This is a genomic window from Hymenobacter pini, from assembly GCF_020421205.1.
Taxonomy (GTDB): Bacteria; Bacteroidota; Bacteroidia; order Cytophagales; family Hymenobacteraceae; genus Hymenobacter; species Hymenobacter pini.
In genome coordinates this window covers 733,412-760,188 of sequence record NZ_JAIZZH010000002.1, presented here as the reverse complement: position 1 = coordinate 760,188, position 26,777 = coordinate 733,412, and the positions used below count along the sequence as shown (strand labels likewise).

Genomic DNA, 26,777 nt, shown 5'->3' with positions numbered 1-26,777 from the left:
TTCCTCCCGAAGTTGTACCCCGGAGCACAGCTCCGGGGTACAAGTGCTGCAGACGCTACGGGACGGTAGGGGAGGAAGTGGGCAGATACAGTACAGCATCGAACTCGCGTCGGAGGTCGTGGCGCAGAAACTGAGTTGGAGAAGCGGAAACTCCCACGTCGCGCAGTAACAGGTTCTGGTGCAGCCACTGCGTGCCCGCCGTCAGCGTTACCGGGCGCAGGTTCAGGAAGGAGAGGGGCAGCCCGGCCGTCTGAAAATAGGCCTCGTAGCTGCCCGGTGTAGCGGGAGTGGCTGCCACGGTTTGTGGGCTGCTTCCAGTAGTACCAGCACGGAAGCTACCCGCTCCAAACGCTGTGCCGATGCCTACATACGCCGGACCATAGGTGGCCCGCAGCCGCTGGCCGGTACCCTCCGTAGCTGCCAGCACGTTGTTGTGGGCCAGTAGCACGAGGCGCTGGCCGGGGGCTTGTTGCTGCAGCCAGTACACATTTTCGGCGCGAAGGTTCGCGCGGTACCGGTCGGCCAGCTCAGGGTCGAGGGTGGTGTACTCAGCAAACTGCTCCAGAAACTGCAGCCCGTGGCGCAACAGGGCGTCGTCGGGTAGCAGAAGGGGGCTGCGCAGGCGGTTGTGCTCATCCAGCACCGTGCGCAGCTGTTGCAAAGCTGCGCGGACGGCCGTCAGGCGGGCATCGTTGGCGCCGGGCTCCGTGAACGGATTCAGGCGGATACCAGCCGTGGAGAGCTGCTGCACCTGCTGACCCAGGTCCCGCAATTGCGTGCGCAAACCGGTGGCGTGCTCCGGTAACAGCTCCTGCAGCATCGTCGCCAAGGCCGTAGGCTGTTGGCATTCCAAGCCCCACACCTGCACCGGAGCGGTTGAGCGGACATTGTAGGCGCGGAGCCATTGCACCAGGGCCAGCGTTTCGGAGGAATTATAGGAGCCCAGGGCTTGCACCAGCTGACGCGGGTCACCCTCGCCCAGTTGCAGGTAGGAGTTCAGAGCCAAGCAAGTGGCGGCATCGGTTTCGAGCACCAACGTGCGCACGCCTTTCTGCTCCACCAGGTACCGGCAAAGTCGGGCCCGGAGCTGGGCAATTTCCCGGGAGCCGTAGGTGGTTTCACCCAGCCCAATAACCTGCGCCTTGCTTGTCAGGGTGCCTATAGCGGCCAGGTCTTTGGTATCACCGCCGTCGGGCAGGGCGGTGCGCAGCGGAGTGGCAGCTTGCCGGAGCCAGGCCAATTCGGCGGGGGTAGGCACGGGCGGCGCGGCGGGGTCGGGCGGCGGCACGTAGGCTTTACCATCCACCAGAATCTGCAGGTTATCAATGCCTACCGGGCCCGCTCCCTGCAGGTGCAGGCCCAGCACCAGCTGGGTGTAATAGTCGTTCCAGGTGGTGGGTAATTCTACCCGGAATAGCCGCCAGGTAGCAGGCGTGCCGTTGCTGGCCGGCAGTGGTACTTCCCGCAACGGTCCTCGGGCACCGCGTCGGCCTTCCGCCCCACCCGATTCGGCCAGCAGCGTGTAGTATAGCGCTGGGGCAGGCGTAGGAGCCGCGTAGCGAAGCTGGCCTTGCACCACCAACAACTTGCCCCGCACAGTAGAATCCAACGGCACCTGGCCCAGATAGGCGTAAGCAGCTGCGGCCGGTGCGGTAGGCTCCACGCGCCAGCTGGCGCGGCCGTGGGCGGGGTTGGTGGGGTCTGACTCCAGGCGGTACCCCGGGGTAGCCAGCCGGACCGGGGGGCGCTCAAAATCCCAATTGGCCTGACGGGCGGCGGCGCTTAGCAGCAATGGCTCGGTGCCCGGCAGCGGCGCATCGTGGTAGTGCTGGCCGGGTCCCCGTTCTACGCGCACATCATCCAGCCACACCCGGCCCTGACCATAAAAGCGCAGGCCCAGCAGCAAGCTGGCGGCCCCAGCCGGTACGGGCAGCTGAATCTGGACGCGGTGCCAATCCGAATTCAGGGGCAGGGCGGGCGAATTGAAGTCATCGTTACTAGCTAGGTTCTCGCCCGCGGTGTTTGATTGGGCGTGGGCGTACAGGAAGGCCTTGCCGCGGAACTGCCGGGTGCGCAGCTGCCCGCTGATGGTAACGGTCTGGCCCCGCAACGAATCGAGAGACAGAATGCTGGTGTACACGGCCCCACCCACGGGTTCCTCGGCCGTACTCATATCCACCAGCAGGCTGCCCCGGCCGCTGGCGGCGCTGGTCAGAGAATCAAGCCGAAGTAGCGGGTTGGGCTGGGGAGGCAGGCGAGCCTGCCACAGCAACAGCGGCTGATGGTGGTTGGCATCGGGTTCAAAATTCAGATTGAGCCTGGCCTGTGCGGAGCCGCTGAGCGGTAGCCAGGCCAGTAACAGAAGCAGATACAGATGCCGCATCAACAAAATAAACTAAGGATAAACGAAAAAGGCCGCCCGGATGCATTCCGAACGGCCTTTCGCCGGTGGTTAGTGTGTGCTAGCGGACAATCTCAAACCAGCCTTTGTAACGGGTGCCATCCTCCAGCTGGAAGAAGTAATAGTACATGCCCTGCGCCTGCTCGCGGCCGTCGTAGTCGTTGCGGTAGTTGCGGGTTTCGTACACCTGCTTGCCCCAGCGGTTGAAGATGGTGAGCGTGTTGCGCGGGTAGAGCAGCACGTTGTCGATGTAGAGCACGTCGTTCTTGCCGTCGCCGTTGGGGGTGATGATGTTGTAAAAGCCCAGCTTATTGTCGAAGCTGACGCAGGCATCGTTGGAGGCGGAAATGCGGGCCGTAGCATCGGTACTCACTGCCTGCACCCGGAAACATTGGTTAAACCCGGCCGTGCTGCTGGGCAGCGCCAGGCTCAACGTGCTGCCGCTTACTGTGGCCACCAGCTCGGCCGAGCCGTTGTCGGCCACGCGGCTCACGCGGTACTGCTGCACCGGAAAGCCCTGGTAGGCCGTCCACGTCACCTGGGCCTGGCCCACGTTGCGCCCCCCAGTGCTTTGGGTAGCGGTGGTGGTGGTGAGGATGGTGGTGTGGGTCTGGCTGCTCAGCACGGTGCCGCAGGCGTTGGTCAGGTTGAGCTGGTACTGGTAGGCTTTGCTGTCGGCATCCACCGTGTTATCGGTAAAAGAAGTAGCGGTGTTGGCCACGTTGCCCACCGGGGTGTAGGCCCCGGTGCTGCCGGCGTCGCGGCGCAGAATCTGCACCCGGTTGCCGTTGCCCGTGTTGTTGGGCACTTGCAGGGCCAGCGTGATGCTGCGGTCCTGGCTGGCGGCATCTACCGAGGCCGTGCTCAGCTGCACACTAGCATTGTCGGGCCGGATGGTAAACGTGGCCCCGCAGCTCTGGCTGGTGGTTTCGGTTACGCTGAGCGTGGCGTTGGCCGAACCGGCGGGTACATCAATAGTAATGGTGTTGGTGCCCTGTCCGCTAGTAATGGTGCCTCCCGTAATCGTCCACTGATATACACCACCAGTGAGTGCAGCCGTTGAATATGTGAGGCCAGTACGGGCTTCGGGGCAGTAGCTGGCCGGACCGGTAATAGCCAGCGGTGGTACTACCAGGAAGGTTTTAGTGTAGGGTTGGCCCACGCATCCGCTGGCATTGGTTTCCCGAATGGTCACGGTGTACGGTATGGTGCTGGCGGCCGGTACGGGCAGCGTCAGAGTGTTGCCAGAGCCGGCTACCGTGGCCCCGTTCAGCGTAAAGGCGTAGGTAGAGTTGGCTGCGCCTGGCAGCGAGAAAACTACGTTGCCGGAGCCCGCGCACACTCGGCTGGGGCCGCTGATGGCAAGGTTACTGGCCGGGGACGGCAGCACGTTCACATACAGCGTGTCACTCTGGCCACGGCAAATGCCGCCAGCCGGGTTGCTCGATTCAGTAACTACCAGCTTTGCCAGGCCCGTGCGCGTGAAGCGCACTTGCACTGAGGCCAAGTTGGTGCTTACCTGCGTGCCTCCCACAATCTGCCAGCCATAGAGGGAGCCATTGGTGTACTGCGTCTGGTAGGTGAAAGGACCATCGGCCAAGCACACTTGCACGGGGCCCGTAGGCCGCGGCGTGGCCAGCACCTGGTTGATGCGCACCGGCAATATCACGGTATCAGAGGAGCAGCCAAACGAGTTGAACTGAAAAGCCTTAACGGATGCCGAGCTGGTAGCACTGCCCCAGTTAACGGTAATGCTGGGCGTGCCTTGGCCGCTGGCAATGGTGCCGCCCGTTACCTGCCATTGGTAAGCGGCATTGCGCGGGTTCCGGATGCTGTACTGCACGCCTTGTACCGTGGGGCACACGGAGGTCGAGCCCTGGATGCTGTCGGGCAATGGCCGGGGGTTCACCGTAATGCGCACCGTGTCGCGGGCGGAGCAGCCCAGGCCGGTAGTAGCCGTTACCACGTAGGTGAGCACCAGCGGCGACTGGGTGGTATTGTGCGCCGTGAATACGGGCCGGTCCGTGGTGGCGCTATTCAGGTTAGCGGCAGGGCTCCACTGGTAGGTGTAGCCGGGCAGCGCCGCCGTACCAATGGTCACCTGTTTTTTGTCACACAGGGCTTGGTCGGGGCCGGCATTAGCCACCGCTGCCGGGTTTACGGTGATGGTTACCGTGCTGGTAGCTACGCAGCCCTGGGCCGTAGTAGCCGTGAGCGTGTACGTGTAAGTTTGGGGGCTGTTACCGGTATTGGGCAGGCTGAAAGTAGGCTGGGCCAGAGTAGCGCTGCTCAGGCCGGTGGCCGGGTTCCACTGGTACGTGTACCCAGGCAATGCCGGGCTGCCCAGTACGGTAGATTCGGCGGAGCACACGGTGCGGTTGTTGCCGGCGTTTGCCACGGCGGCCGGATTGATGGTCACCCGCACCGTGTCGCGGGCTACGCAGCCCTGGGCTGTGGTGGCCGTTACCACGTAGCTGAATACCTGAATGTTTCCGGTAGTGTTGGTAAGCGTGAGCGTCGGCTGGGCCGAGGTGGCGCTGCTCAGGCCTGTGGCCGGGCTCCATTGATAGGATTGCCCCGCTACCGGCGCACTGCCCAACAAAACTGGGGTGCCCGAGCACACGGCCTGATCAGGTCCGGCATTGGCTACGGCCGCTTGGTTTACGGTGATGGTGACGGTGCTGGTAGCCGAGCAGCCCTGGGCCGTGGTAGCGGTGAGCGTGTACGTGTAGGTTTGGGGTGCGGTGCCGGTGTTGGCCAGCGTGAATACCGGCTGCGCCACCGTAGTGCTGCTCAGGCCCGTGGCGGGGAACCATTGATACGTATAACCAGCTTGCGCAGGGCTGCCCAGCGTAGCGGGTACACCCGAGCAGGTGGTTTGGGCCTGACCGGCATTAGCCACCGCTGCCGGGTTTACCGTTACGGTTACCTGCCGGGTGGTTTTACACACGCCTTCGGTTGAGGTCACGGTGTAGGTCGTCGTCTGCAGCGGTGTCACGGTAATGGCGCTGCCCGAGAAGGTTTGACCACTGCTGCTGGTCCAGGTATAGTTCTGCCCGCCGCTGGCCGTGAGGGTAGCCGGGGTGCCCGGACAAACGCTCACGTTGGGGCTAACGGCTAGGGTAGAGGCCGGCCGCACCTCAATGGTTCGCTGCACCGAATCGGTAGGGCAGCCCAGAGCCGAAACCCCTCGCAGCGTGAGGGTACCCGTGCCCGCTGCTCCCCACAGCACCTGCACCGAGCTGCCGGTACCGTCGCCCTGAATGGTACCGCCCCGCACCGTCCAGCGGTACGAGTTAGCCGAGGGACCAGCCGCAATGTAGGTGAGCGGTTGCGTCCGGTCGCACACCACGGTATCACCCAGAATCCGGTTGGGGCCGGCGGCCCGCGTCACGGTAATGCGGTAAATTTCCGAAATGGTCTTGCTGCCGCAGGTATTATCACTCACCGATACCACCACATCGTACGGAGTGGCGCGGGCATTGCCGCAGCGGGTATTGAAGGCAAAATTGCCGGTTACCGTGGCCACAGCGGTTACGGAGGCGCTGCCCGTGGGGCTGCCCGGCAGCACTGTGCCCTGGTTGCCGTTCACGCTGAAATCGAACGGTCCGCTCCCATCCAGCAGCGGACTGTTGACCTTCATAGTTAAGGATTTGCCTTCCGGGTCGGTAGAGGTGACGGCAAACGAGAGGATGCGCCCTTCCTCCACCGAAAACTCCTTCACGGCCACCGAAGGAGGCGTAAACACCGGGGGCTTATTGGGCTGGCAGGGCCTCGCCACCAACTGAATATCCCGCCGGGTGGTACCCACCAGAATTTCCCGGCCGTTGATGGTACGGTACTCCTTCACATCCACGGCCACCACGTATTTCCCTTGGTTAGGAGCCGCGTAGTAGCTCAGACCGGTACTGGCATTCAGGGCCGCGTAGTTGCCCGGTGTTGTGCCAAATGGCCGCGTTACGCTGTATCCCTGAGCATAATTGACAGAAGGTGGGGGCGGTGTGAAACTGCCAAACGGTACCCCGCCCTGGTACGGCGTCCCAAAAGAGTAAATCAGCCGGTCCCCGTCGGCGTCGTAGGCGTTGTTGAGCAGGATGCTGGTATCACCCTGGCAGATAACAGCCACGGCCGTATCCGAGAAAACCGGCGACGTGTTCGGCAACAGCGGCGGGGCCATTTCCGTGTACAGCGTCATGTTGGTGCCGCCGGGGTTCTGCAGGTTTGTTACATCGGTGTTGCGGGCCACATCAGTGTACACGGCATAATAGCCGTCAAACGACAGGGGCAGGTTGACGATGGTGATGTACTTAGCCAGCGTCACGCGGGGGGGCTGGCTGTTGGGCAATGTGCAGCCGCCGGGCGAAGGCGGCGTAATCTCAATAAAGCTGGTGCGGGGAACCGTAATGGTCGAAATCCGGGCCCCGCCCTGCGACTTATTGAAGAACGAAATATCTACCGAGGGCCGCCCGTCCGGAGCTACGGAGCCGGCCTCCTTGTTCAGGTACACCGTTACCGTTACCTGATAGCGAAACGGGGCCGTGGCCGGGCCATTGGCATCCAGGTACTTGTAGTTCATTTCGCCGCCCAGCAAGTGAGTGGCCGCCGCCGGGCAGACGGTTGCCAGCCAGGCCACGAGCAGGAGCAGACACGTGCGCAGTAAAGTTGTGTGCATAGAAGCAATAAAGAGGGGAAATAGCTGAGGGCCGGCCGCACTGCTGCCGGCCCCGAGAAGGCAGATGCTGTTAGTCCCGAATCAGGCGGCGGGTGGCCGTTTGCCCCTGGGCATTCCGCAGACGAAGCAGGTACAGACCCTGGGGCAGCTGGCTAAGGTTGAGTGTGGTACCGGCAGTGGACGTGAGGCGCAGATTGGCGCGGTACACGCAGGCACCCACGGCGTTGGTCACTTCGGCCGCGTAGCTGCCCGCCGCACTGGCATCGGAAAGATACAGGGTAACCTCGCCGGTGGCGGTGGGGTTGGGTGCCACGGTGAGGGCCGCAAAGGCCTTGGCTTCCAGCGTACCGGTGGCCGGTACAATCTGCAACGTGTAGTCTTCGGCCTCCGTGTTCGGCTGCGGCGTGGATGAGCAGGAGTAGGTCAGGTTATTGTTGAGCCGGGCAATGACGCGCATCCGGGTCTGGCCCACGATGCTCTGCTGCGTCGGAACGTTTATGGTCACCAGCGACGGGTTGAAGCTGATTTGGTTTGCCACCAGCTCCGAGGTGGAAAACGCGCCGTCCCGGTTCCAGTCAATCCACACGGTAGTCACGCGCTGCACCGTTTGGTTGGTGGAAACCGACAGCGTAGCCGTTTGACCCAGGCGCAGGGTTATCACCTTGCTGGTGTAGTTGCCGTAGCCGTTCGGGTCGGCGCCGGATGCGTTGGAAAACGTGCTTTGCGGAGAGGTCAACGACACATTGTTGATCCAAAAGTTAGTATTGCCGCCCGATATAGCGCAATACTGCACGCACGGCAACACCACCGAAATAGCATTGGCCTGGGTGGCGGTAGTGGAGCCGTATGCGTTGGTCGCTTTCAGCGTAACCGTATAGGTGCCCGCCGTGAGGTAGGTATGGCTGGGGTTTTGCAGGGTGCTGGTGGTGCCGTCGCCGAAGTTCCAGAGCCAGCTGGTGGGCGCGTTCTGGCTGGCATCGGTAAACTGCACCGTGGTTTGGCAGGTGCCCGCCAGGTAATTCGAGCTGAAGCTGGCCAGTGGGGGTTGCGTATTCTGGCGCAGAATTACCGTGTAGTCCTCCGCCTGCCCATATTGAATACCGCTGCAAGATGTAAAGGAAGAACCCACAAAATCGGCCGCCACGCGCAGGCGCAGGGGCTGGTTGAGCAGGGCAGTGGTGGGTACTAGGTAGCTCCCGGTGGGGTTATTCGCATTCAGGGCCAGGAAAACCACCTCACTATTCTCAAATGAGCCGTTGCCATTGAGGTCAAGCCACACGCGGATATCGTGCGGGTTGCCGGCCCCGGTCAGCACGCTCAGGTTGTAGCGGTTGCCAGCCGTCAGCTCCAGCTTGCTGGAGCAGGTGAAATCCTCGTAGCCCACCTGCCCATCGGCCGACGATTTGGTGAACCCACCCAGGCTGAGCTGCGTGATACCGTATCCGCAGCAGTAGCCGGCCGTAACCGGAATGCAGCTGGCCGCCACGGGTACCACGTTGTCGTAGGTGACGTAGCTGGTGCGGGTTTTGGTAGTGCTGCCCACGGCGTTGCTGGCTGTCAGGGCCACCGTGTACGTGCCGGGCGTGGTGTAGCGGTGGCTGGGGTTTTGCTGGGTGCTGGTGGTGCCGTCGCCGAAGTCCCAGAGCCACCTGGTAGGGCCGTTCTGGGTTTGGTCGGTAAACTGCACGGTGCCGGAGCAGGTGCGCGTCTGGTCAACCACAAAATCGGCGGTGGGCGCTACCGTACTGCCGGCGGCTGTAATGGCGTAATCCTCCGTCTGAGAGTACTGCGGCGTGGAGCAGGGCGTCGGAATGGGCGAGTTCACGTAGTCGGCCGCCACGCGCAGGCGCAGCTTCACGCCCGTAACGGTGCCGGCCGGCAGCCGCACGTTGCCAGTGTGTAGGCGCTTGGCGTTGGAGCTGAACACCAGTTCAGTTGTTGGATTGAAGCTGCCGTCGTTGTTCAGGTCAGCCCACACGCGCACGTTCTCGTCGGCGTTGTTATTCGTCTGAATGGAGATGGGCGCATCTACCCCAAGGGTGAGGGTGGCCGCGCCAAGGCTGCAGGCGTAGTCCCGATACCCTTCCTGCACGCCCCCGCTGGAGTTGTTGATGCTGCCCAGCTTCACATTCAGAATCCCCATGCCGTAGGTGTAGTTGCTGGCCGGGGCACTGCCCGGCGTGCAGGCGCTGGGGGCCGGTGGGCAGGTTTGGGCGTGGGCCTGCAGAGCTAGAAATGGCAAAAGCAGCACCAGTATACCAGCGGCATACCGGACCTTTTCACCCGCCAGCGCGCGTAAGGGTTGCATCATATAAAACGGGGTGAAAAGTAGAGAGTAGTGCGAACTGAAAAGCCGCCGAAAGGGGAGCAAAATACAATTTTTCCGGCTGCGAATTCAATATATCAGTTACCGGTTAATTGCCCAGTTGAAATTCGGTAAAAGCCGGCTTCCCGCCGATGGCCTGCCGAAAATACCCGTAGTTTTGCCGCCGTCGTTGCCGGGCTGGCAACGCCTTCTGCACTGCAAAATGAAAGATAAAGTTGTTCTGATAACGGGCGGTACCTCCGGCATTGGTCGGGCTACGGCCCTGGAGTTTGGCCGGGCTGGTGCCCGCGTAGTCATCACCGGCCGCGACGAAGCCCGTCTGCAGGAAACCAGCCACGAGTTGGCCCGCCTGGGCGTGCAGCACCGCACCGTGCGGGCCGATGTGGGCGTGGAGGCCGACTCGGAGCGGGCCGTGCGCGAAACTATTGCCGCTTTCGGCCGCCTGGATGTGCTCATTAACAACGCCGGTATCAGCATGCGGGCCCTGTTCCGCGACGCCAGCCTGGACGTCATCCGGCAGCTGATGCAAACCAACTTTTTCGGTACGGTATACGCCACCAAGTACGCGCTGCCTTACATCACCCAGGCCAAAGGCTCCATTGTAGGCATCAGCAGCATTGCCGGCTATCGGGGGCTGCCGGGCCGCACGGGCTACTCGGCCTCTAAGTTTGCCATGCACGGTTTTCTGGAGGCGCTACGCACCGAGCTGATGCCCCAGGGCGTACACGTGCTGCTGGCCTGCCCGGGCTTCACGGCGTCCAACATCCGCAACGTGGCCCTAGCCGCCGACGGCTCCAAGCAAGGAGAGTCGCCCCGGGACGAGCAGAAAATGATGAGCAGCGAAGAAGTAGCTCAGCACCTGCTGGAAGCCGTGCGCCAGCGCCGCCGTGACCTGGTGCTCACCAGCCAGGGCAAGCTTACTGTGTTCCTGAACAAGTGGCTGCCCGGGTTGGCCGATAAGCTGGTGCTTAACCATTTCCGTAAAGAGGAGCCCGATTTCGTACTCTAACCCGACTCACTGCCTTTTCACGGCTTTTCGCGCATGAACCAGCATCTGCAGCAAATTCTGGACAACCCCCTGGCCGCGCTGGCCGTGGTGGGCAACCTGATTATCATCGAGAGTTTGCTCTCCGTTGATAACGCGGCGGTGCTGGCCACCATGGTGGGCGACCTACCCCGGGAGCAGCGCCAGAAGGCGCTACGCTACGGCATCATTGGGGCCTACGTGTTCCGGGGCATCTGCATCGTATTCGCCGCCTACCTGGTCAATATCTGGTTTCTGAAGCCGTTGGGCGGGCTGTACTTGCTGTACCTGGCCCTGAGCTATTTCCGTCCGAAAGGCGGCAACGAAGAAGAAGCGCCCGACAAGGAGAAAAGCTGGATTTACCGTCGCACTCTGGGGGCCTTTGGGCAGTTCTGGGCCACGGTGGCTCTTATTGAGTTGATGGACCTGGCCTTCTCCATCGACAACGTGTTTGCCGTGGTAGCTTTCACCGACAACCTCATTCTGGTGTGCCTGGGGGTGTTTATCGGTATTCTGGCCATGCGGCTGGTGGCCCAGGCCTTCGTGGTGCTCATGGGCCGCTACCCGTTTCTGGAAACGGCCGCTTTCGTGGTTATTGGCATTCTGGGGCTCAAGCTGCTGCTTTCGTTGGTGGAGCATTTCGCGCCCGCTCACCCCTTCAGCCAGTTCCTGGCCAGCGAAACGGCCGAGGCAGGCCTTACCATCCTAACAGTAGCAGTATTTGCCGTGCCTTTGGCCCTGGCCTGGCTGCGCAAGCGCCTGGCTAATTCATAAACTGTAGCAGCGTACACACCATTGGCGGCTGTTTTCTCTCAGTTTTTAACCAAAACGAGAGGAATAGCCGCCAATGCATTTCTAATCTACCAGCAGCAAATCGGGGCGGCGAATGTAGGCGTCGCGGCCCTGCCACCGCACCCGAAACCAGATATCCTGCTGACCCTGCACCTCAAACCGGTCGCCGGCAGCGGCCGTGGTCAGCCAGGTGGAACCCGCACTGGGCCCGGCCATAAGTGGGGCGCTGGAACGAGCCACCAACCCCACCCGGCCCGGTGCCAGGATGTTCAGGAAGGCCCCCGTTACGCCCAGATATACTACGTACACCGCCCACCAGGCCCGGTCGGCGGTACGCCGGCGGATGAGTAGCAGCGTGCCACCCGCCACCGCCAGAATAAGCAGCCCCTGCAGCAGTCGGTAGTAGTAGCGCTGTATTGTAATCAATAAGTTTTGCCGCCACGTATCGGGGTAACCCGTCAGCCGATGCTCCTGGGCCAGCGTTACCATTTTGCGCCAGGTTGCTTGGCGAGGCTGCCAGGCCTGCGCTACGCTGAGGTAATACAAAGCCGCCGGGTAGTGGCCCACTTCCTCCTGCACATACGCCATGCGCAGCAGCTGCCGCACCGACTGCTGCTGATCCTGCTCCCGGGCTTGCCGATAGAGCGGGTAGGCCTGCTCCACGCGGCCCGCCTGGTACAAAGAATCTGCCTTTAAAAGGGTTGAACTAACTTTTTGGGCCTGAACGGATTGAGAAAAAACCGCCAGGAACAGGAAAAAAAGATGCGCTTTTTTCAGCAAAACAGTTGCGTAGTTAGGTTTGGCCCTCTACTTTTGTGCCACAATCAGCGAGAAACGCCCGCTGGTACAAAGAAACTGATTCTGTAGCTCAGCTGGTAGAGCAATACACTTTTAATGTATGGGTCCTGGGTTCGAATCCCAGCGGAATCACTTAAAAAGCCCCGCTTGCATCACGCAAGCGGGGCTTTTTTTATGGTCGTTTTCGGAAAAGGGCTTCGCTTCATGCAGAATGCCGTGCAAGCCGGTGTGTACGCCCGTACCTATCAGGGCGCCGCAAATTGAGCAATGCGTAAAAAAGAAACGGGCGTGTCGCGCGTAGCGCAACATGCCCGAAGGTCAAAAGAAGAAGTAGTGGTTGGCTGCCTAGGAGGTCAGCCAGTCGCTGAGCCAGGCGAAAAAATCAGCCAGCAGGCCATCCAGCAGCACGTCGCCCAACCAGTGTAATCCGTCTTTCAGAAGTTGCAGTAGTTCGCTCATAACAGGTAGTCCCTATTTGCCAAGGCAATATGCAAACAAAACCTGTTATATGAAAATCGGAATATTGGTTACTGACGAGTGGCCGTATGGCCAAATGTGAGTGATGCGCCGTGTCACAGCAGTTGGTAAGAAATGAGCCCACTGAGCGCAATACTGGGTACTGCCAGCTAGCCTTTAATAGGCGGCACGCTTTGGAGCAGCAGAGAAACAGTGGCCGGGATACTCGAAGGGTTTTGCTGCTTGTGCGGGCGGTTAGCAGCACCTACGATGAGCAAGGCAAACAAAACCAAGAAGCGGAGAAGAGTGGAAAAACGCTGCATAACAAGAGTGGAAAGGTCGGCGGAAAGGACTGTTCGAAGCACAGTTGCCGACTCATACGGCAAAGCTGGCATCAGGTATAGGAATGCCATATTATTATTAGATGAACCAGGGCTTTCTGCCTATCAACCGGCTATTCCAACCGCGGACCGGTAGGGTAAATGGTAGCAGAAAGCAGTAGGGTAGGGCAGTTGGGCCGAGTAAAAAAGCAATATCTTCCAGCTCCCAAATTCCACCCGATTCCCATGTCGCACTCCGCCCTCGAAACGCCCGAACTCAACCTCGAAGCCACCAGCAAATCCTCGACTACCGGCCAGCCCGCCCAGCGGCCCATGTACTACGAGTACAAGCCCGCCGAAACCGTGCGGGCCAAGCACGGCCCCGAGCTACGCTGCAAAACCTGGGAAGCCGAAGCGGCCCTGCGCATGCTCGAAAACAACCTCGACCCGGCCGTTTCTCTCGTTTATGACGAGCTAATCGTGTACGGGGGCACCGGCCGCGCGGCCCGCAACTGGAAGGAGTTTCAGACCATCGTCAAGAGCCTGAAAGAGCTGGAAGCCGACGAAACCCTGCTGGTGCAGTCGGGCAAGGCCGTGGGCGTGCTGCGTACCTGGGCCCACGCCCCGCGCGTGCTCATTGCCAACTCGAACCTCGTGCCCGCCTGGAGCACCCAGGAATATTTCGACGAGCTGGACCGCCTGGGCCTGATGATGTACGGGCAGATGACGGCTGGCTCCTGGATTTACATTGCCACCCAAGGCATCCTGCAGGGCACCTACGAAACCCTGGCCGCCGTGGCCGATAAGCACTTCGGCGGTACGCTGGCCGGCACCGTCACCGTTACGGCCGGCCTGGGCGGCATGTCGGGCGCCCAGCCGCTGGCCGTGAGCATGAACGACGGCGTGTGCCTGGTCATTGAGCCCATCGACGCCCGCGTGAAGCAGAAGGTGCGCGAAGGCTACGTGGATGAGCAGGCCCGCGACCTGAACCATGCCCTGGAGCTGATGGCCCGGTACAAGGCCGAGCGCAAAGGCTGGAGCATCGGCCTGACCGGCAACGCCGCCACCGTGCTGCCAGAGCTGCTACAGCGCGGCTTCAAGGCCGACGTGGTAACCGACCAGACCTCTGCCCACGACTTGATGGACTACATCCCCGAGGGCGACATCGACGCCGTGCTGCAGCTGCGCAAGGACAACCCCGAGGAGTTCAAGCGCCAGGCTCTGCAGTCCATCGTGAAGCACTGCCAGGCCATCATCGACATGCAGGCCGGCGGGGCCGTGGCCCTCGATTACGGAAATAATCTGCGCGGGCAGGCCGAAAAAGGCGGCCTCAAGGTGCGCGACGAGAACGGGCAGTTCCTCTACCCCGGCTTCGTGCCCGGCTACATCCGCCCGCTGTTCTGCGAGGGCAAAGGCCCCTTCCGCTGGGCCGCCCTCAGCGGCGACCCGCAGGACATCCTGCGCATCGACCGCGCCCTGCTCGAAACCTTCCCCGACAACAAGATGCTGCGCCGCTGGATCGAGAAGGCCCAGGCCAAGGTGCCCTTCATCGGCCTGCCCGCCCGCGTGTGCTGGCTGGGCTACGGCGAGCGGTCAACGTTCGGCCTGGTCATCAACGACCTGGTGGCCCGCGGCGAAGTGTCGGCCCCCATCGTCATCGGCCGGGACCACCTCGACTGCGGCTCCGTGGCCTCGCCCAACCGCGAAACCGAGGGCATGAAGGACGGCTCCGACGCCGTAGCCGACTGGCCCCTGCTCAACGCCCTGGCTAACTGCGCCTCCGGTGCCGACTGGGTGAGCCTGCACAACGGCGGCGGCGTGGGCATCGGCAACAGCACGCACTCCGGCATGGTCATCGTGGCCACCGGTACCCCCGAAAAGGCCGAGCGCCTGCGCCGCGTGCTCACCACCGACCCCGGCATGGGCGTCTTCCGCCACGCCGACGCCGGCTACGAGCTGGCTCAGCAGGTAGCCCAGGAGCGCGGCGCGAAGATTCCAGGGCAGGAGTAATAGCGCAGTAATTTTAAATTCTAATCACATAATACAAAGTATAAAATGAGCAACACAAAAATCATCTTGGAAGGTTGTATCGAGCAATACAAGCATGATAATGAGATAGAGCTTAGCTCTGTAAATATATTTGAGGTCTTTTCTTCAGCCCAAACTCTTAAAATTTATAATTTATCATACGATGAAATAGTTAGTACAATAGTTGGCAGCGGATCTGATGGAGGCGTAGATTGCTTTGCTTCATTTGTTAACGGTGAATATGTTAGATCATTTGATGAAATAGCGAGTATTAAATTTCAAGGTAATGGTGTGCTAGATGTGTATATAGCGCAATATAAAAAAGAGAATTCTTTTAAGGAAGGTGCTTTAGATAAGCTAATAACTACTATGCCAATAGTGTTTGAACTCGACAAAGATCAGTCATATCTTTTGGAGAGATTCAATGCTGATCTTGTTGATAAAATATTAATAATAAGAGAGTTATGGAAGAAAACTATCGCAAATGGTGGTGAAATAAAATTTCATTATAGCTATGCATCAGTTGCTGATGAGATAAAAATAAACAAGGCTTTTTATAGAAAAATAGAACAGCTAGTTGAAGTTACTAAGTTGAAAACTAAAAGTAGTTACGTTGAATTTAAATTGATTGATGCTCAAGCGCTTCTTGATCTTTTTCAGAAAAAGAAATCAGTTTTGTTGCCTCTTACCTTTAAAGAGCAACCTGCGTCTACGAAATATGATAAAAATGGTGGCGTTGGATATGTTGGAATTGTTAAACTTGAAGATTATTACAAGTTTATAACTGACGATAATAAGATGATTAGAGAGGAATTGTTTGAAAGTAATATCAGGCACTATAGAGGTGAAGTAGATGTTAACAACAGGATTAAAGAAAGTTTAGATTCTGAGTTGGACAGAGATTTTTGGTGGCTCAATAATGGAATAACAATTATTGCGGATAAAGTCAACCAAGTTGAGAAAGACCTTCATTTAGTGAATGTGCAAATAGTTAATGGATTGCAAACTTCATACACAATAGGCAGATTTTATAAAATAGGTATTGACCCTCGTTCTGTGCTGGTGAAAATTATAGTTAGTCAAGATAAGGAAACTATTGATAAGATCATAGCTTCTACGAACAGTCAAAATCCTGTCTCTCCTGATTTACTGCGCGCCACTGAGCAAATTCAAAGAGAGATAGAAATGTATTTTTTGAATAAAGGATATTTCTATGATAGAAGACGTAATTTCTATAGTAATATTGGTAAACCATCAAAAAGAATATTTAGTATTCAATATACTGCTCAAAGTATTGAATCTATATTGCTAGAAGGTGCGCATAATGCTAAGTCTAGGCCTAATGCATTAACAAAAGAAACAACTAGATATAGAAAAATATTTGATAAAAATGTTGATTTTAATGCCTATTTAAATTCATGTTTGATTGTTCAAAAAACATTCGACAACTGGTTGGAAATGGATGAAAGTGTCGATAAAGAAAAAACATTGAATTTCAAACTTCATCTTGCAAGAGTAGTTACTTCAGTTGTATTAGGAAAGGGTGGATATAAGGCAAAAGATGTTGCGGATATGGATTTAAAGAAATATACTAAAAATAAATTCGATAAATCAGTTAAAATATTTATCAAAATACTTAACGAATATCAAAGGCAATTTCCGAAAGATAATATTCTGAATATAGGCAAAAACAAAGCTTTTTCTTCACTTATTAGTGAATATATGAAGAAGCAATACGCTCCGTCATATACGCCTAAAACGGTTACAAAGAGCGTAAGGAATAATAGAAAGAAAGGGTCTTAATAGTTCATGAGTGATAGTCCTTTTCAACGCCGCCGGAGCCCCGCTCCGGCGGCGTTGTTCGTTCTAGCCCCACTCTAACGAGAAAAAAGCAAAACGCCCACTTCCGTTGTTTACCTCCCTGCACCGGCACATCACCGGCGCACGAACCAAACAACTGAACTATGAACATCGGAATCATCGGCGCCGGCCACATCGGCAGCGCCCTCGCCGTGCGGCTGACGAGCCTTGGCCACCAGGTATACATTGCCAACTCCCGCGGGCCCGAAACCCTGAAAGACGTAGCGCAGAAAACCGGCGCCAAAGCCGTAACGGCCGAGGAAGCCGCCCAGCACGGCACCGACCTGGTGGTGGTAACCATCCCGCTCAAAAACATTCCCGACCTGCCCAAGGACCTGCTGGCCGGCGTGCCCCGCGAGACGCCCATTATCGATACCAGCAACTACTACCCCATGCTGCGCGACGGCAAGATTGCGGAGCTGGAAACCGGCAGCCTCACCGAGAGCGAGTGGGTGCAGCAGCACCTGGGCCGCCCCGTGGTGAAGGTGTTCAACAACATCTACGCCCAGCACATTGTGGATAAGGGTCAGCCCAAGGGCACGCCCGGCCGCATTGCCCTGCCCGTAGCTTCCGACGATGCCGCCGCCAAGCAGAAAGTAATGGCCGTGGTGGAGGAACTGGGCTTCGATGCCGTGGACGCCGGCACTTTGCACCAGTCGTGGCGGCAGCAGCCCGGCACGCCTTCCTACGGCGCCGATATGCCCGCCGACAAGCTGCGCGAGCATCTGCAGAGCCTGGGCACTGAGCGCACCGAGGAGCAGCACAAGGAGTTCCTAGCCAACCACGCCAAAACCGAGCAGGCTATGGCCGACCAGGGCATCAAGCTGAAGTAAGGGCCTGCCGAAAGCATCCGCTGGCAAGCAGCTTGAGCTTGCTGGCAACGTATAGCACGTCATGCTGAGCGTAGCGAAGCATCTCTACCTCTGGCTACTCAACTGGCCCGGGGAAGCAGTAGAGGTGCTTTGCTACGCGCAGCATGACGTTTTTATGTGGGTGATTTGCTCAGCGCCACCGCACGGTCATTTCGTCAGCCTATCTTGCGCTCTAAGAAAGCCCACTGGGTACCTCGGTGCTGCTCTTGCCGCCAGTGTGGTTCGTGCTAATCTGCTTCTATGAAATCAACTGTACTTCTCTCGGCATGGCTGATGTTGCTGGCCGCTTGCCAGAGTAACCCAACACCCCCAGCTGCACAAGAAACGGCCGCGCCGGAGCCACCTAAGCCGCAGCCAGCCCCGGAGAGTAACCTAGCGGCCCCTGCTTCCGAGGCCATACAGGATAGTTCGGTTACGGTGAATGGGCAGTTGCACCGGGAACTGACCACGCAGGCGCTGCAACGTCAGCTCGGCCGCCCTGACCGCATAGAAAAAGGTGCCGTAGAGTGCGGCAGTCAGCTAGACCTACCCGCTGATGCCCCGGAAGGCGACTGGTGGTTCTATGGCAAGACCATGTACGAGGTGAACGGCTCCCACGCCCTTCTGCACAGCTTCGACGTAACTACGGGCAAGTTCAGCGGTAAGCTGGGCAAAGTCACCCTCAATCAAAGCACCACCCTGGAGGACCTGCGGCGCTACTACCCCCTGGCCGTCAAGCAAGCCGAAGAATCAACCGATGGCCGCGCCGAGCAAGTAGTCAGCCTGCCGTTCGGGTATCAGGGCGAGATGACCGATTCGTCCTTGAGCTTGTTGTTCCGAAACGGGCGCTTGCAGGAAGTGGAGTTCTTTTTCCCGTGCTAAAGCGAGAAGTAGCAGCAGTGTCGGGCAGTAGCATCGATACAGACAGGCGTTAGCCTGTAGGCCTTGAATGCGTTACCCTAGCTTTCTTCATGCACCACCAGGCAATTACCGCTCCGGCCGCGCTACAGGATGCCATTCAGGGCTTCTGGTACACCTGCATCGACTTTGCGGCGTTTCCGGCAGGCTTTGAGATTGTGCCGGATGGCTCGGCGGAAATCATCTTTCACTTCGGGCAGCCGTGCCGCATTGCAGCTCCCGGGGGCCACGCGCAAGCGTTGCCGTCGCCGTTTCTGATGGGGCTGCTTAGTCAGCCGGTGCGCTTACACGGGGAGGGGCTGCTGCATATCATCGGGGTGAAGTGCTTTCCCTGGACGGTGTTCGATTTGCTGGGCCTGCCCGCTGGTGGGGGCGGCGTGCGCACGTTTGCGCACCCAATAGCGGGACTACAACCGCTCCTGACGAAACTGGTAGAAGCTGGCCGCATAGAGGCCGCGCTGGCCCTGACGCAGGAATACTTTGTGCAAGCCCGGCAAGGCGTGGCTCCCGACAGCACGCTGGCCAAAGCCGGTGAAGCCATGCGGGCGGCGGGCGGTACGTTGCCCGTCAGCCAGGTGGCGGAAGCGGCCCACGCCACGGTGCGCACCCTGGAGCGGAAGTTTAAACAGGCGGCGGGCCGCACGGTGAAAGATGTGTCGGGGCTGCTGCGCTTTGAGCAGGTGCGCAACCACCTGTGGCTGCACCCCGAGGCCAACCTGGCGGCGCTGGCTCACGAGCTGGGCTACTCCGACCAGGCTCACCTGAACCGGGAGTTTAAGCGCTACAGCGGTACCTCGCCCGCGGCCTTCGCCCGCAACGCCCGGCAGGGGCAGCAGGTATTCAGCGACGCTTTTGTCGCGTTTTTACAAGCCTAAGGCCGACGCCTGCCGGAATTTTGTGGCTCAATCATTCACGTATGAGCGAGACACCACAAAATCTGCCCGCTACCTCAGTACCGGGCGTTTACGATGTAGTTATTGCCGGTGCGGGGCCGGTAGGACTGTTTCTGGCCGCCGAGCTGGCCCTGCGCCAATGCACGGTGCTGGTACTGGAAAAAGCCGAGCAACCTGAGTCGCCCCTGAAACAACTGCCGTTTGGGCTGCGCGGGCTCAATGCACTGTCGACGGAGGCGCTGGACCGGCGCGGGCTGCTGCAGGAGTTGGAGCTGCACAAACGCTTCACGTTGCTGCCAGCGGCCCCGGCGGGCAGCCCCGGGGCCCGGCCCAAACCGGGCGGGCACTTCGCCGGCCTGCAGTTTCCGCTCGATCAGGTGGACGCCGCCCAGTGGCCGTACCGCCTGCCCGGCTCCACTGAGACGCTGCTGATGTCGGAGCTGCAGGAACTAGAAGCGGTGCTGGCCCGCCGCGCTGAAGCGTTGGGCGTCACCATCCGGCGCGGGCTGGGGATTACCGGTTTTCAGCAGACCGACGACGCGGTAACCGTGCAAGCTGGTAGCCAAGTGCTGCACGCCCGTTGGCTGGTGGGCTGCGACGGTAGCCGTAGCGTGGTGCGCAAGCAAGGCGGCTTCGACTTTGCCGGCACTGAGCCCGAGTTTACCGGTTACTCCGTGCAGGTAGACCTAGCCGGCCCTGAAAAGCTCCGCCCGGGCCGCACGCTTACCCCCGCGGGTATGTACTGGCAGTCCCAGCCCGGCTATCTGATTTTGCAGGAGTTCGACGGGGGCGCATTTCACAAAGCTGGGCAGCCCCTCACGCTACCGTACGTGCAGGCCCTGATCCGCCGCATTTCCGGCACCGACGTAACCGTTACGGCCCTGCACCTCGCCACTGCCTGGACCGACCGGGCCCGGCAGGCCACCCAGTACCGTCACGACCGCGTGCTGCTGGCCGGCGACGCCGCCCACATCCATTCCCCGCTGGGCGGGCAGGGGCTAAACCTGGGCATGGGCGACGCCCTGAATCTGGGCTGGAAGCTGGCCGCCACCATCCAGGGCACCGCCTCCGCCGACCTGCTGGACAGCTACTACGCCGAGCGTTACCCCGTGGGTGCGCAGGTGCTGGATTGGTCAAGGGCCCAGGTGGCCGTAATGAAGCCCACGCCGGAAAGCCAGGCCTTGCGCAGTATTCTGCAGGATTTGCTCCACACCCGCGACGGGGCCACTTATTTTGCCGGCCGTATCTGGGGCTTGTCCACGCAGTATGAGTTGGGCGAGAGCCACCCACTGGTTGGTCGCAGCGCGCCACATTTCGCTTTCCTTGATGGTACAACTAGCAACGAGCTACTGCACGACGGCCGGGGCATGCTGCTGGATTTCGGGAACCACAACTTCCTGCCCGCGCTGGCAAGTGAATACGGCAGCCAGCTCAAGTACGTGGCTGCCCAGGCGCAGCAGCAGCTAGGGTTGCAGGCCCTGCTGGTTCGGCCAGATGGCTTTGTAGCCTGGGCGGCAAGTGAGGAGCCGGACGTGCAAGCTCTGCGGCAAGCGGCGGCCCGGTGGTTTGGGGGCCAAAGCTAAGCGTGGCATACGCTTTCCGTGCTACATTTAGCTGGCAACCCGCGCCGCCCGTCTTCTTCACGCATCCTGCTACTTCCCCGCTATGAAACCCGAACTGCAAGACCTGCCTCTCATTGACAACAACGGCAGCCACCGCTTCGAGCTGACCGTGAACCACAGCATTGCCTTCATGGAGTACGGGGAGCGGGATGGGAATCTGGCGCTGTTCCACACCGAGGTGCCGGCGCAGCTGGAGGGGCAGGGGGTAGGTACGGCTATTGTGGAGAAGGTTCTGCTGGAAATGGAGCGGCGGCACAAGCTGATGATTCCGCTGTGCCCTTTTGTGACGAGCTACCTGAAGCGGCACCCGGAATGGCAGCGGCTGGTAGCCCCGGCCTACCAGCGCTGGCTTCGAGAAGAGTAAGGATAGTAGGTCAGCTACCCGGTAGCCACTGCCGAGCGGTTGGTGGGCCTTGGTGCCGACGCTGCCAGTTTAGTGCCGCCAGGCACATGTTTCCTTGTAACCTTCCCCTCATTTTATGCAATCAGCTGCCGAGTTGCCCGCCACTGTCTTAAACCGCTCTGAAAGCTCCCGGGTACGGGCCGTGGATGCGGTGCGCGGGCTGGTGATGGTTATCATGGCGCTGGACCACGTGCGGGAACTGTGGAGCCCCACGGTGTTCCGGCCGGAGGACGTTACGAAAGCCTCCGTCGGGCTGTTCTTTACGCGCTGGATTACGCATTTCTGTGCGCCTACCTTCGTTTTTCTGTCAGGGGTGAGCATCTGGCTGCTTTTGCAGAAGAAGGGAAGCAAGGGCGCTACCAGCCGGTTTTTACTAACGCGCGGTTTGTGGCTGATTGTGGTGGAGGTGCTGGTTATTACCTTCTTGCTGGAATGGAGCTACAACTTGCTGGTGCTGGAGGTCATCTGGGCCATTGGGGGCGGTATGGTGCTGCTGGCGGGGCTGCTGTGGCTGCCGCGGCCTGTGCTGGCGGTATTGGCGGCCGGTATCCTGCTGGGGCATGATGCGCTGCCGTTCATTCAGCCCGTTACGGAGCACAATCTGGGGTGGGCGCTGCTGCACAATACACCTTTTGTAGTGCCGCTGAGTTCATCGGTGCCGGCGGTGCTGGTGGCGTATTCTGTGGGGCCCTGGCTGGGCGTAATGCTGGCGGGCTACGTGGTGGGGCCGTGGTTTGCCAAGCCGCTGCCCGAGCGGAACCTGCTGCTGCGGCTGGCCGGAGCGGGTTTGCTGATGCTGTTTGCGGGGCTGCGGGCCACCAACTGGTACGGTGACTCCGCGCCCTGGAGCGTGCAGCCCCGCGGCGGACTGTTTACGGCACTGTCGTTTCTGAATGTGAGCAAATATCCGCCCTCCCTGCTGTTCTTGAGCCTGACGCTGGGCGTATCCCTGTTGCTGCTGAGCCAACTGGAAACCCCGGACAACCGCCCGGCGCGGTGGCTGCGCACGTACGGGCAGGTGCCGTTCTTCTATTTTGTGCTGCACCTGCTGCTCATCAGCGCCGGGGCTTGGGTCTGGACCCAGTTGGCATTTGGCTCGGCCATCAACCTATCGTTTGCCGCGCCGCCCACCTGGCCCGCTGCCTACGCTCCCAGCTTGTGGCGGGCCTACGCCGTGTGGGTCGTGGTGGTGCTGGCGCTGTACTGGCCCTGCCGCTGGTACCGGAACTTTAAACGCCGGCACACCTACTGGTGGCTGTCTTACTTGTAAGGGCCACGGACTACAGCTTGCGGGCCGCCACGCCGGTTTGGGTAATCTTAACGGGCTGAATGCGGCCCTGCTGGTCGAAATACAGCCGGTCGATGCAGGTAACGCGGTGGTTCTGGTCGGTTTCGGAGAGGGGGCGGCGGTGATACACAATGTACCACTCATCGGTACCGGGCACCTGAATTACCGAGTGGTGGCCCGCCCCGGTAGCCACGGCCGGGTCCTGCTGCAACACCCGGCCCACTCGCTGCCAGGGCCCCAGCGGCGAATCGGCTACGGCATAAGCCACCGAGTAATTCGGGCCAGTCCAACCACCTTCACTCCACATGAAGTAGTATTTGCCCCCGCGCCGGAACATGATGGGGCCTTCCACATACTGCTGCGGGGTGATTTCCTTGTAAACGGTGCCATCCGGGAAGGGCAGAAATCCGGTAAAATCGGGCTTGAGGCGGGCAATGTTGCAGTGCGACCAGCCGCCGTACACAATGTAATACTGCCCATCCGTGTCCTTAAATACAAACTGGTCGATGGGCTGGGCACCGTTATGGATGTTGCCGATAAGCGGCTTGCCCAGATAGTCCCGGAAAGGGCCCTCTGGTCGGTCAGCCACGGCTACCCCAATCCCGCCGGTTTCGCCTTCGTGCACATCATTAGCCCCAAAAAACAGAAAGTACTTCTGGTCTTTCTGCACCACGGCCGGGGCCCACATGGCGCGGCGGGCCCACTTCACACTGGCCGTATCAATGATGCGTGGGTGCTTGGTCCAGTGCACCAGGTCGGGCGAGGAAAAGGCATCCATGAACACCTGCTGATTGTAGGGCGCCGAGTAAGTAGGATACACCCAGTACTGCTTCCCGAAAATAACCGCCTCCGGGTCGGCGTACCACCCGGGGAAGATCGGGTTGCCGGATTGCGCGGTGCGGGCCGCTGGTGTAGCGGCGGGAGTTTGCTGCGCCAAAGCAAGGCAGGGAAGCAGCAGGCCCACAAGCCCGCTGAGCAGTAGCTTCATCATAGGCTGAAGAAACTAAAAAGCAGGCAAATAGCAACCCGGCTTCCATATTTCAGCGGGTTCACGCAGGGGCTAGCGTAATTGGGTCAGCACCTCCTGGATGGGTGTCCAGCGGATGCCGGGGTACCGGTCGTTGTCGAGGGGCTCCGGCAGCTTGGCCTGACCGCTGAGCATGTTGTGCATGTACTGCATGCCCTGCCAAGCTGGGAAAGGCTCAGTTGGGGCCGGGGCCAGCGTGCGGGTAACGGCAATCAAACCCTGCAGCACACCCAGGCTGCCCACCCGGAGCAGCTTAAACTCCCGGCCCAGCGCCGCGCCGGCTTCTTTGCGGAGCTGCTCAATGCTGGCCACCTGCCCGGCAATGCGCAGATAGCGCGGGGTGGTAGCATCGAGAGCGGCGGCGGCGGTGTACTCGGCGGTGTTGCGCATGGTAGTAAAATCGAGGGGCTGATGGGCATCTCCCCAGTACACAATGCGCCCAATTCCCGGTTGCACCAGCGGCGCCTGCCCAGTGAGCAAATCCATAAACATGCCGTTGAGGATGCTGGTAGCCTGAATAGGGGCCTGGGCCAGCCGCCGCTGAAACTCCCGGCGCAGGTCAAAGTTGCGGTTAGCGCCTTCGGGCAGACGGGTAAAATCGGCCGAGAAATCCGACGGGATAAAGCGCGGCACCCCGGCCGCCACAGCCGCATCGAGTAACCGAGCCTGCGTTTCCACGATGATGTCGCGCAGCCCCGACAGCGCCGATACCACGCAGCTGGCTCCGGCGCAGGCCTTGGTCAGCTCGGGCACGCTATTGAAGTCAACCGGCACTACCTCCACGCCCTGCAGCCGCAACGATTCGGCCTCGGCCGAATTGGCCGACTGCGGCCGTACCAAGGCGCGCACGGCGGCCCCGCGCTGGCGCAGGTGGTGGGCAATGAGCAGGCCCAGTTCGCCGGTAGCACCAGCCAATACAACGAAGAAGTTTTCAGAAACGGTCATAGCAAAAAGCAGCGAAGAAGCGGTAACGGAAGCCGCCGTAGCTCCCCGCCAGTACGTACTGCTTCGGCTGCCCGAAGGTTAGAACTCAACAGCTGCCGGGCACACTTAGTAGACTTTTTGGGCCGCTTACTCGACTTGGCTAGCTCCACGGTAGGCATGCTAATACATTATCCGTGGTTGGTCATCGGGCCGGGAACCAGACTCCGGCCCGCTATAAGACCGCCCCACATTGTTATGCATAGCTTTTTACGCACGCTGCCGCGCCGGTTTGGGCGGCTGGCCCTGGCCTGGGCTCTGTTATTCTGGGTGTCGGCCTGTTCCGATACCAGCGCCGAGGGTAGCGCGGCCGGGGTGAGCCTGGCCGGTAAAATAGTGGGTGGCAAGCCGCAGGGTCTGTTTTTTATGACGCGCTACTGGATTGCCACTCGCTCCTTGGAGAAATCGTGCTACTACTTCACCGCCGACGGCCACGCCTACCAAAACCCTACCGGACTAGGCCCGGCTGAGCTGGCAGCCCTTCCGGCCGGCCAGCGGGGCACCTTCACCGTAAAGAGTGCCGACATGACCATTACCTGGGCCGATAAAAGCAAAAGCAGCAGTACCCTGGAGGATGTGCACGCCGATGCCTTCAACTGGGACATGGGCATTTTTGTGGGCGTGAAGCCATTCAGCAGCCCGCAGCAGCTGGTCGGTACCTTTGAGGGCGGCAACTCCGTTAGCTTTAGCGGGGGCACCACGGCGGCCTCCAACACCTACACTTTCCAGCCCGATGGCACCTACACCCAATCGGGGGTGCTAAGCAGCCAGGTGTCCTCTAATCAAAGCACGGCTTCCACGGGCGGTACCAGCAACGGGGCCGGGCGCTGGCAGCTTACGGGCTGGCAGTTGCGGCTTACCAATCCGCAGGGCGGTACCAGCCAGGGCGTGGCTTTCCCGTTTGAGATGGATAAAGCTGGGAAAGTGGTGCGATTCTACTTTCAAAGTGTAGCCTACAAGCGGCAGTAGCACCACCCGCTTCACCGCCACGAGAACTGCCCGCTGCCGCCACTGATACGGTAGTTGCGGCCGTCGCGGGGCCACACGGGGGCGGCGTCGGTGAGCGACACGGGCGTGGGCGTAGCGGCCGGCACCACGGCAATGGCCGTGTAGAAGCTCCGCTCAAAGCTCTTGTAGGCCCAGCACGCCACGTACTTGCCATCCGGCGACCAGGTAGGGTAAGTTTCGATGTTGTCGTTGGCGGCGGCCGTGAGCTGGCGCAGGTTGCTGCCGTCGAGGTTCATGGCCCATACGTGGTTGTTGAGCACAAAGGCCACCTGTTTACCATCGGGGCTGGGCTGAGCATGGTAGGGGGCCGGCTCGTCCAGGCCCGGGTCAATGCGCTTAGGATTAGCCAAGCTGGCATCAGTGAGGAAGATGCCAGGCTCTTTGGGGGCGTACTCATTGCCATTCACGCTGCCCGATTTGTGCGCCCCGCACATCAGCAGCCGGCCATCGGGCAGCCAGGTGCCGTAGTACCGGTTATCAAACTTGGTGACGAGCTTGCCGGTGGCCCGGTCAAACACTGCTACGCAGTTCGCCGCAAAAGCCTGCCCGGGGTAGCCCATTATTGTAACCGACAGATACTTGCCATCTGGCGATACGCGCGGGTCGTGCAGGCTGCTGAGCACCGCCGAAATACCCGTCCCCCTGATAACGCTGTACTCTTCAAGAGCCTGCTTGTAGTCGGGGTTGTCGCTGGACATATCCAGCACATTGCGAAACTGGGTGGCCGTGGGGTTGCTTTTCTTGATGAGCACGTTGGCCTTCGGGAAACCGGTGTGCACGTAGTACACGTCGCCATCGGCCGCCACAAAGGGTTGACCGGCATTCTGAAGCAGCAGCTGATCGGTTTTAGCTGCAAACGAATACGTGTTCAGGTCGCCGGAGTAGGCGTGTACCAGCCGCCCCGCCCACGCCGGGGCCGCTACGGGCCGGGCAGCAGGCTTGGCCACCGGGCGCGCTTTCGTTTGGGCCTGCAAGCTTAGGGGGAGTAGGGCGGTGCCGGCTAACAGTAGAGAGGGGAGAAGAGTACGGGGTTTCATGCTCGGAATATAGCAGGCTTGGTATCTTCCTGTCAACTCTACCCATTTTATACAACGAAGCCCCGCCGGTTG

The 26,777-nt window shown here is 59.9% G+C and carries 19 protein-coding genes and 1 tRNA gene; 12 read left to right on the top strand and 8 right to left on the bottom strand.

The window, feature by feature from the left end:
* Positions 1-55: 55 nt before the first annotated feature.
* The 3 genes from LF252_RS09885 to LF252_RS23015 form a co-directional block, all read right to left on the bottom strand.
* On the bottom strand, positions 56-2,383 hold the full coding sequence (locus LF252_RS09885) for an erythromycin esterase family protein (protein WP_226269416.1): 2,328 nt from the start codon (positions 2,381-2,383) through the stop codon (positions 56-58).
* Positions 2,384-2,462: 79 nt separating this feature from the next.
* Complete coding sequence (locus tag LF252_RS09880; RefSeq protein ID WP_226269415.1) at positions 2,463-7,073, bottom strand: T9SS type B sorting domain-containing protein; 4,611 nt, start codon at positions 7,071-7,073, stop codon at positions 2,463-2,465.
* Between the two features lie 70 nt (positions 7,074-7,143).
* Positions 7,144-9,384, bottom strand: a complete 2,241-nt coding sequence (locus tag LF252_RS23015; protein WP_317197847.1) for a GEVED domain-containing protein — start codon at positions 9,382-9,384, stop codon at positions 7,144-7,146.
* A 217-nt stretch (positions 9,385-9,601) separates the two neighbouring features.
* Here LF252_RS23015 and LF252_RS09860 point away from each other — a divergent pair, with 217 nt between their 5' ends.
* The gene (locus LF252_RS09860) at positions 9,602-10,408 is read left to right on the top strand and encodes an SDR family oxidoreductase (protein WP_226269414.1); all 807 of its coding nucleotides are present in this window, start codon (positions 9,602-9,604) and stop codon (positions 10,406-10,408) included.
* A gap of 33 nt (positions 10,409-10,441) precedes the next feature.
* Complete coding sequence (locus tag LF252_RS09855; protein ID WP_226269413.1) at positions 10,442-11,197, top strand: TerC family protein; 756 nt, start codon at positions 10,442-10,444, stop codon at positions 11,195-11,197.
* Positions 11,198-11,278: 81 nt separating this feature from the next.
* Here LF252_RS09855 and LF252_RS09850 read toward each other — a convergent pair whose 3' ends face one another.
* On the bottom strand, positions 11,279-11,878 hold the full coding sequence (locus LF252_RS09850; RefSeq protein WP_226269412.1) for an SH3 domain-containing protein: 600 nt from the start codon (positions 11,876-11,878) through the stop codon (positions 11,279-11,281).
* Between the two features lie 194 nt (positions 11,879-12,072).
* Here LF252_RS09850 and LF252_RS09845 point away from each other — a divergent pair.
* Positions 12,073-12,145: transfer RNA gene (locus tag LF252_RS09845), tRNA-Lys, on the top strand.
* A 494-nt stretch (positions 12,146-12,639) separates the two neighbouring features.
* Here the strand turns inward: LF252_RS09845 and LF252_RS09840 are convergent.
* Positions 12,640-12,882, bottom strand: a complete 243-nt coding sequence (locus LF252_RS09840) for a hypothetical protein (protein WP_226269411.1) — start codon at positions 12,880-12,882, stop codon at positions 12,640-12,642.
* Between the two features lie 153 nt (positions 12,883-13,035).
* Between LF252_RS09840 and hutU the strand changes: the two genes are divergently transcribed.
* The 8 genes from hutU to LF252_RS09800 all read left to right on the top strand — a co-directional run bounded on the left by hutU (position 13,036) and on the right by LF252_RS09800 (position 22,634).
* Positions 13,036-14,799: a urocanate hydratase gene (gene hutU / locus LF252_RS09835; RefSeq protein WP_226269410.1), complete on the top strand. Its 1,764-nt coding sequence runs from the start codon at positions 13,036-13,038 to the stop codon at positions 14,797-14,799.
* Between the two features lie 45 nt (positions 14,800-14,844).
* Complete coding sequence (locus LF252_RS09830; RefSeq protein WP_226269409.1) at positions 14,845-16,620, top strand: AIPR family protein; 1,776 nt, start codon at positions 14,845-14,847, stop codon at positions 16,618-16,620.
* Positions 16,621-16,781: 161 nt separating this feature from the next.
* Positions 16,782-17,510: an NADPH-dependent F420 reductase gene (locus LF252_RS09825; protein ID WP_226269408.1), complete on the top strand. Its 729-nt coding sequence runs from the start codon at positions 16,782-16,784 to the stop codon at positions 17,508-17,510.
* A gap of 279 nt (positions 17,511-17,789) precedes the next feature.
* Entirely contained in the window at positions 17,790-18,410 is a 621-nt protein-coding gene (locus LF252_RS09820) for a hypothetical protein (protein WP_226269407.1), read from the top strand.
* An 89-nt stretch (positions 18,411-18,499) separates the two neighbouring features.
* Complete coding sequence (locus LF252_RS09815) at positions 18,500-19,321, top strand: helix-turn-helix domain-containing protein (protein ID WP_226269406.1); 822 nt, start codon at positions 18,500-18,502, stop codon at positions 19,319-19,321.
* A gap of 41 nt (positions 19,322-19,362) precedes the next feature.
* Positions 19,363-20,922, top strand: a complete 1,560-nt coding sequence (locus LF252_RS09810) for an FAD-dependent oxidoreductase (RefSeq protein WP_226269405.1) — start codon at positions 19,363-19,365, stop codon at positions 20,920-20,922.
* 82 nt (positions 20,923-21,004) lie between these two features.
* Positions 21,005-21,325, top strand: a complete 321-nt coding sequence (locus tag LF252_RS09805) for a GNAT family N-acetyltransferase (protein WP_226269404.1) — start codon at positions 21,005-21,007, stop codon at positions 21,323-21,325.
* Between the two features lie 115 nt (positions 21,326-21,440).
* The gene (locus LF252_RS09800; protein ID WP_226269403.1) at positions 21,441-22,634 is read left to right on the top strand and encodes a DUF1624 domain-containing protein; all 1,194 of its coding nucleotides are present in this window, start codon (positions 21,441-21,443) and stop codon (positions 22,632-22,634) included.
* 10 nt (positions 22,635-22,644) lie between these two features.
* On the opposite strand, the gene LF252_RS09795 is transcribed toward LF252_RS09800, so the two are convergent.
* Together LF252_RS09795 and LF252_RS09790 are read right to left on the bottom strand one after the other, a co-directional pair.
* The gene (locus tag LF252_RS09795) at positions 22,645-23,643 is read right to left on the bottom strand and encodes a glycoside hydrolase family 43 protein (RefSeq protein ID WP_226269402.1); all 999 of its coding nucleotides are present in this window, start codon (positions 23,641-23,643) and stop codon (positions 22,645-22,647) included.
* A 69-nt stretch (positions 23,644-23,712) separates the two neighbouring features.
* Positions 23,713-24,624, bottom strand: coding sequence for an NmrA family NAD(P)-binding protein (locus LF252_RS09790; RefSeq protein WP_226269401.1), 912 nt, complete (start codon positions 24,622-24,624; stop codon positions 23,713-23,715).
* A 234-nt stretch (positions 24,625-24,858) separates the two neighbouring features.
* Here LF252_RS09790 and LF252_RS09785 point away from each other — a divergent pair, with 234 nt between their 5' ends.
* Entirely contained in the window at positions 24,859-25,629 is a 771-nt protein-coding gene (locus tag LF252_RS09785) for a hypothetical protein (RefSeq protein ID WP_226269400.1), read from the top strand.
* Between the two features lie 11 nt (positions 25,630-25,640).
* Here the strand turns inward: LF252_RS09785 and LF252_RS09780 are convergent, their stop codons facing one another.
* Positions 25,641-26,705 carry a TolB family protein gene (locus tag LF252_RS09780; protein WP_226269399.1) on the bottom strand — a complete coding sequence of 355 codons (1,065 nt, stop codon included), beginning with the start codon at positions 26,703-26,705 and terminating at the stop codon, positions 25,641-25,643.
* Between the last annotated feature and the right edge of the window lie 72 nt (positions 26,706-26,777).

Coding starts and splice junctions, on each gene's coding strand:
- LF252_RS09885 (WP_226269416.1), bottom strand. CDS start 2,383: ATGCGGCATCTGTATCTGCTTCTGTTACTGGCCTGGCTACCGCTCAGC.
- LF252_RS09880 (WP_226269415.1), bottom strand. CDS start 7,073: ATGCACACAACTTTACTGCGCACGTGTCTGCTCCTGCTCGTGGCCTGG.
- LF252_RS23015 (WP_317197847.1), bottom strand. CDS start 9,384: ATGATGCAACCCTTACGCGCGCTGGCGGGTGAAAAGGTCCGGTATGCC.
- LF252_RS09860 (WP_226269414.1), top strand. CDS start 9,602: ATGAAAGATAAAGTTGTTCTGATAACGGGCGGTACCTCCGGCATTGGT.
- LF252_RS09855 (WP_226269413.1), top strand. CDS start 10,442: ATGAACCAGCATCTGCAGCAAATTCTGGACAACCCCCTGGCCGCGCTG.
- LF252_RS09840 (WP_226269411.1), bottom strand. CDS start 12,882: ATGGCATTCCTATACCTGATGCCAGCTTTGCCGTATGAGTCGGCAACT.
- hutU (WP_226269410.1), top strand. CDS start 13,036: ATGTCGCACTCCGCCCTCGAAACGCCCGAACTCAACCTCGAAGCCACC.
- LF252_RS09830 (WP_226269409.1), top strand. CDS start 14,845: ATGAGCAACACAAAAATCATCTTGGAAGGTTGTATCGAGCAATACAAG.
- LF252_RS09825 (WP_226269408.1), top strand. CDS start 16,782: ATGAACATCGGAATCATCGGCGCCGGCCACATCGGCAGCGCCCTCGCC.
- LF252_RS09820 (WP_226269407.1), top strand. CDS start 17,790: ATGAAATCAACTGTACTTCTCTCGGCATGGCTGATGTTGCTGGCCGCT.
- LF252_RS09815 (WP_226269406.1), top strand. CDS start 18,500: ATGCACCACCAGGCAATTACCGCTCCGGCCGCGCTACAGGATGCCATT.
- LF252_RS09810 (WP_226269405.1), top strand. CDS start 19,363: ATGAGCGAGACACCACAAAATCTGCCCGCTACCTCAGTACCGGGCGTT.
- LF252_RS09805 (WP_226269404.1), top strand. CDS start 21,005: ATGAAACCCGAACTGCAAGACCTGCCTCTCATTGACAACAACGGCAGC.
- LF252_RS09800 (WP_226269403.1), top strand. CDS start 21,441: ATGCAATCAGCTGCCGAGTTGCCCGCCACTGTCTTAAACCGCTCTGAA.
- LF252_RS09795 (WP_226269402.1), bottom strand. CDS start 23,643: ATGATGAAGCTACTGCTCAGCGGGCTTGTGGGCCTGCTGCTTCCCTGC.
- LF252_RS09790 (WP_226269401.1), bottom strand. CDS start 24,624: ATGACCGTTTCTGAAAACTTCTTCGTTGTATTGGCTGGTGCTACCGGC.
- LF252_RS09785 (WP_226269400.1), top strand. CDS start 24,859: ATGCATAGCTTTTTACGCACGCTGCCGCGCCGGTTTGGGCGGCTGGCC.
- LF252_RS09780 (WP_226269399.1), bottom strand. CDS start 26,705: ATGAAACCCCGTACTCTTCTCCCCTCTCTACTGTTAGCCGGCACCGCC.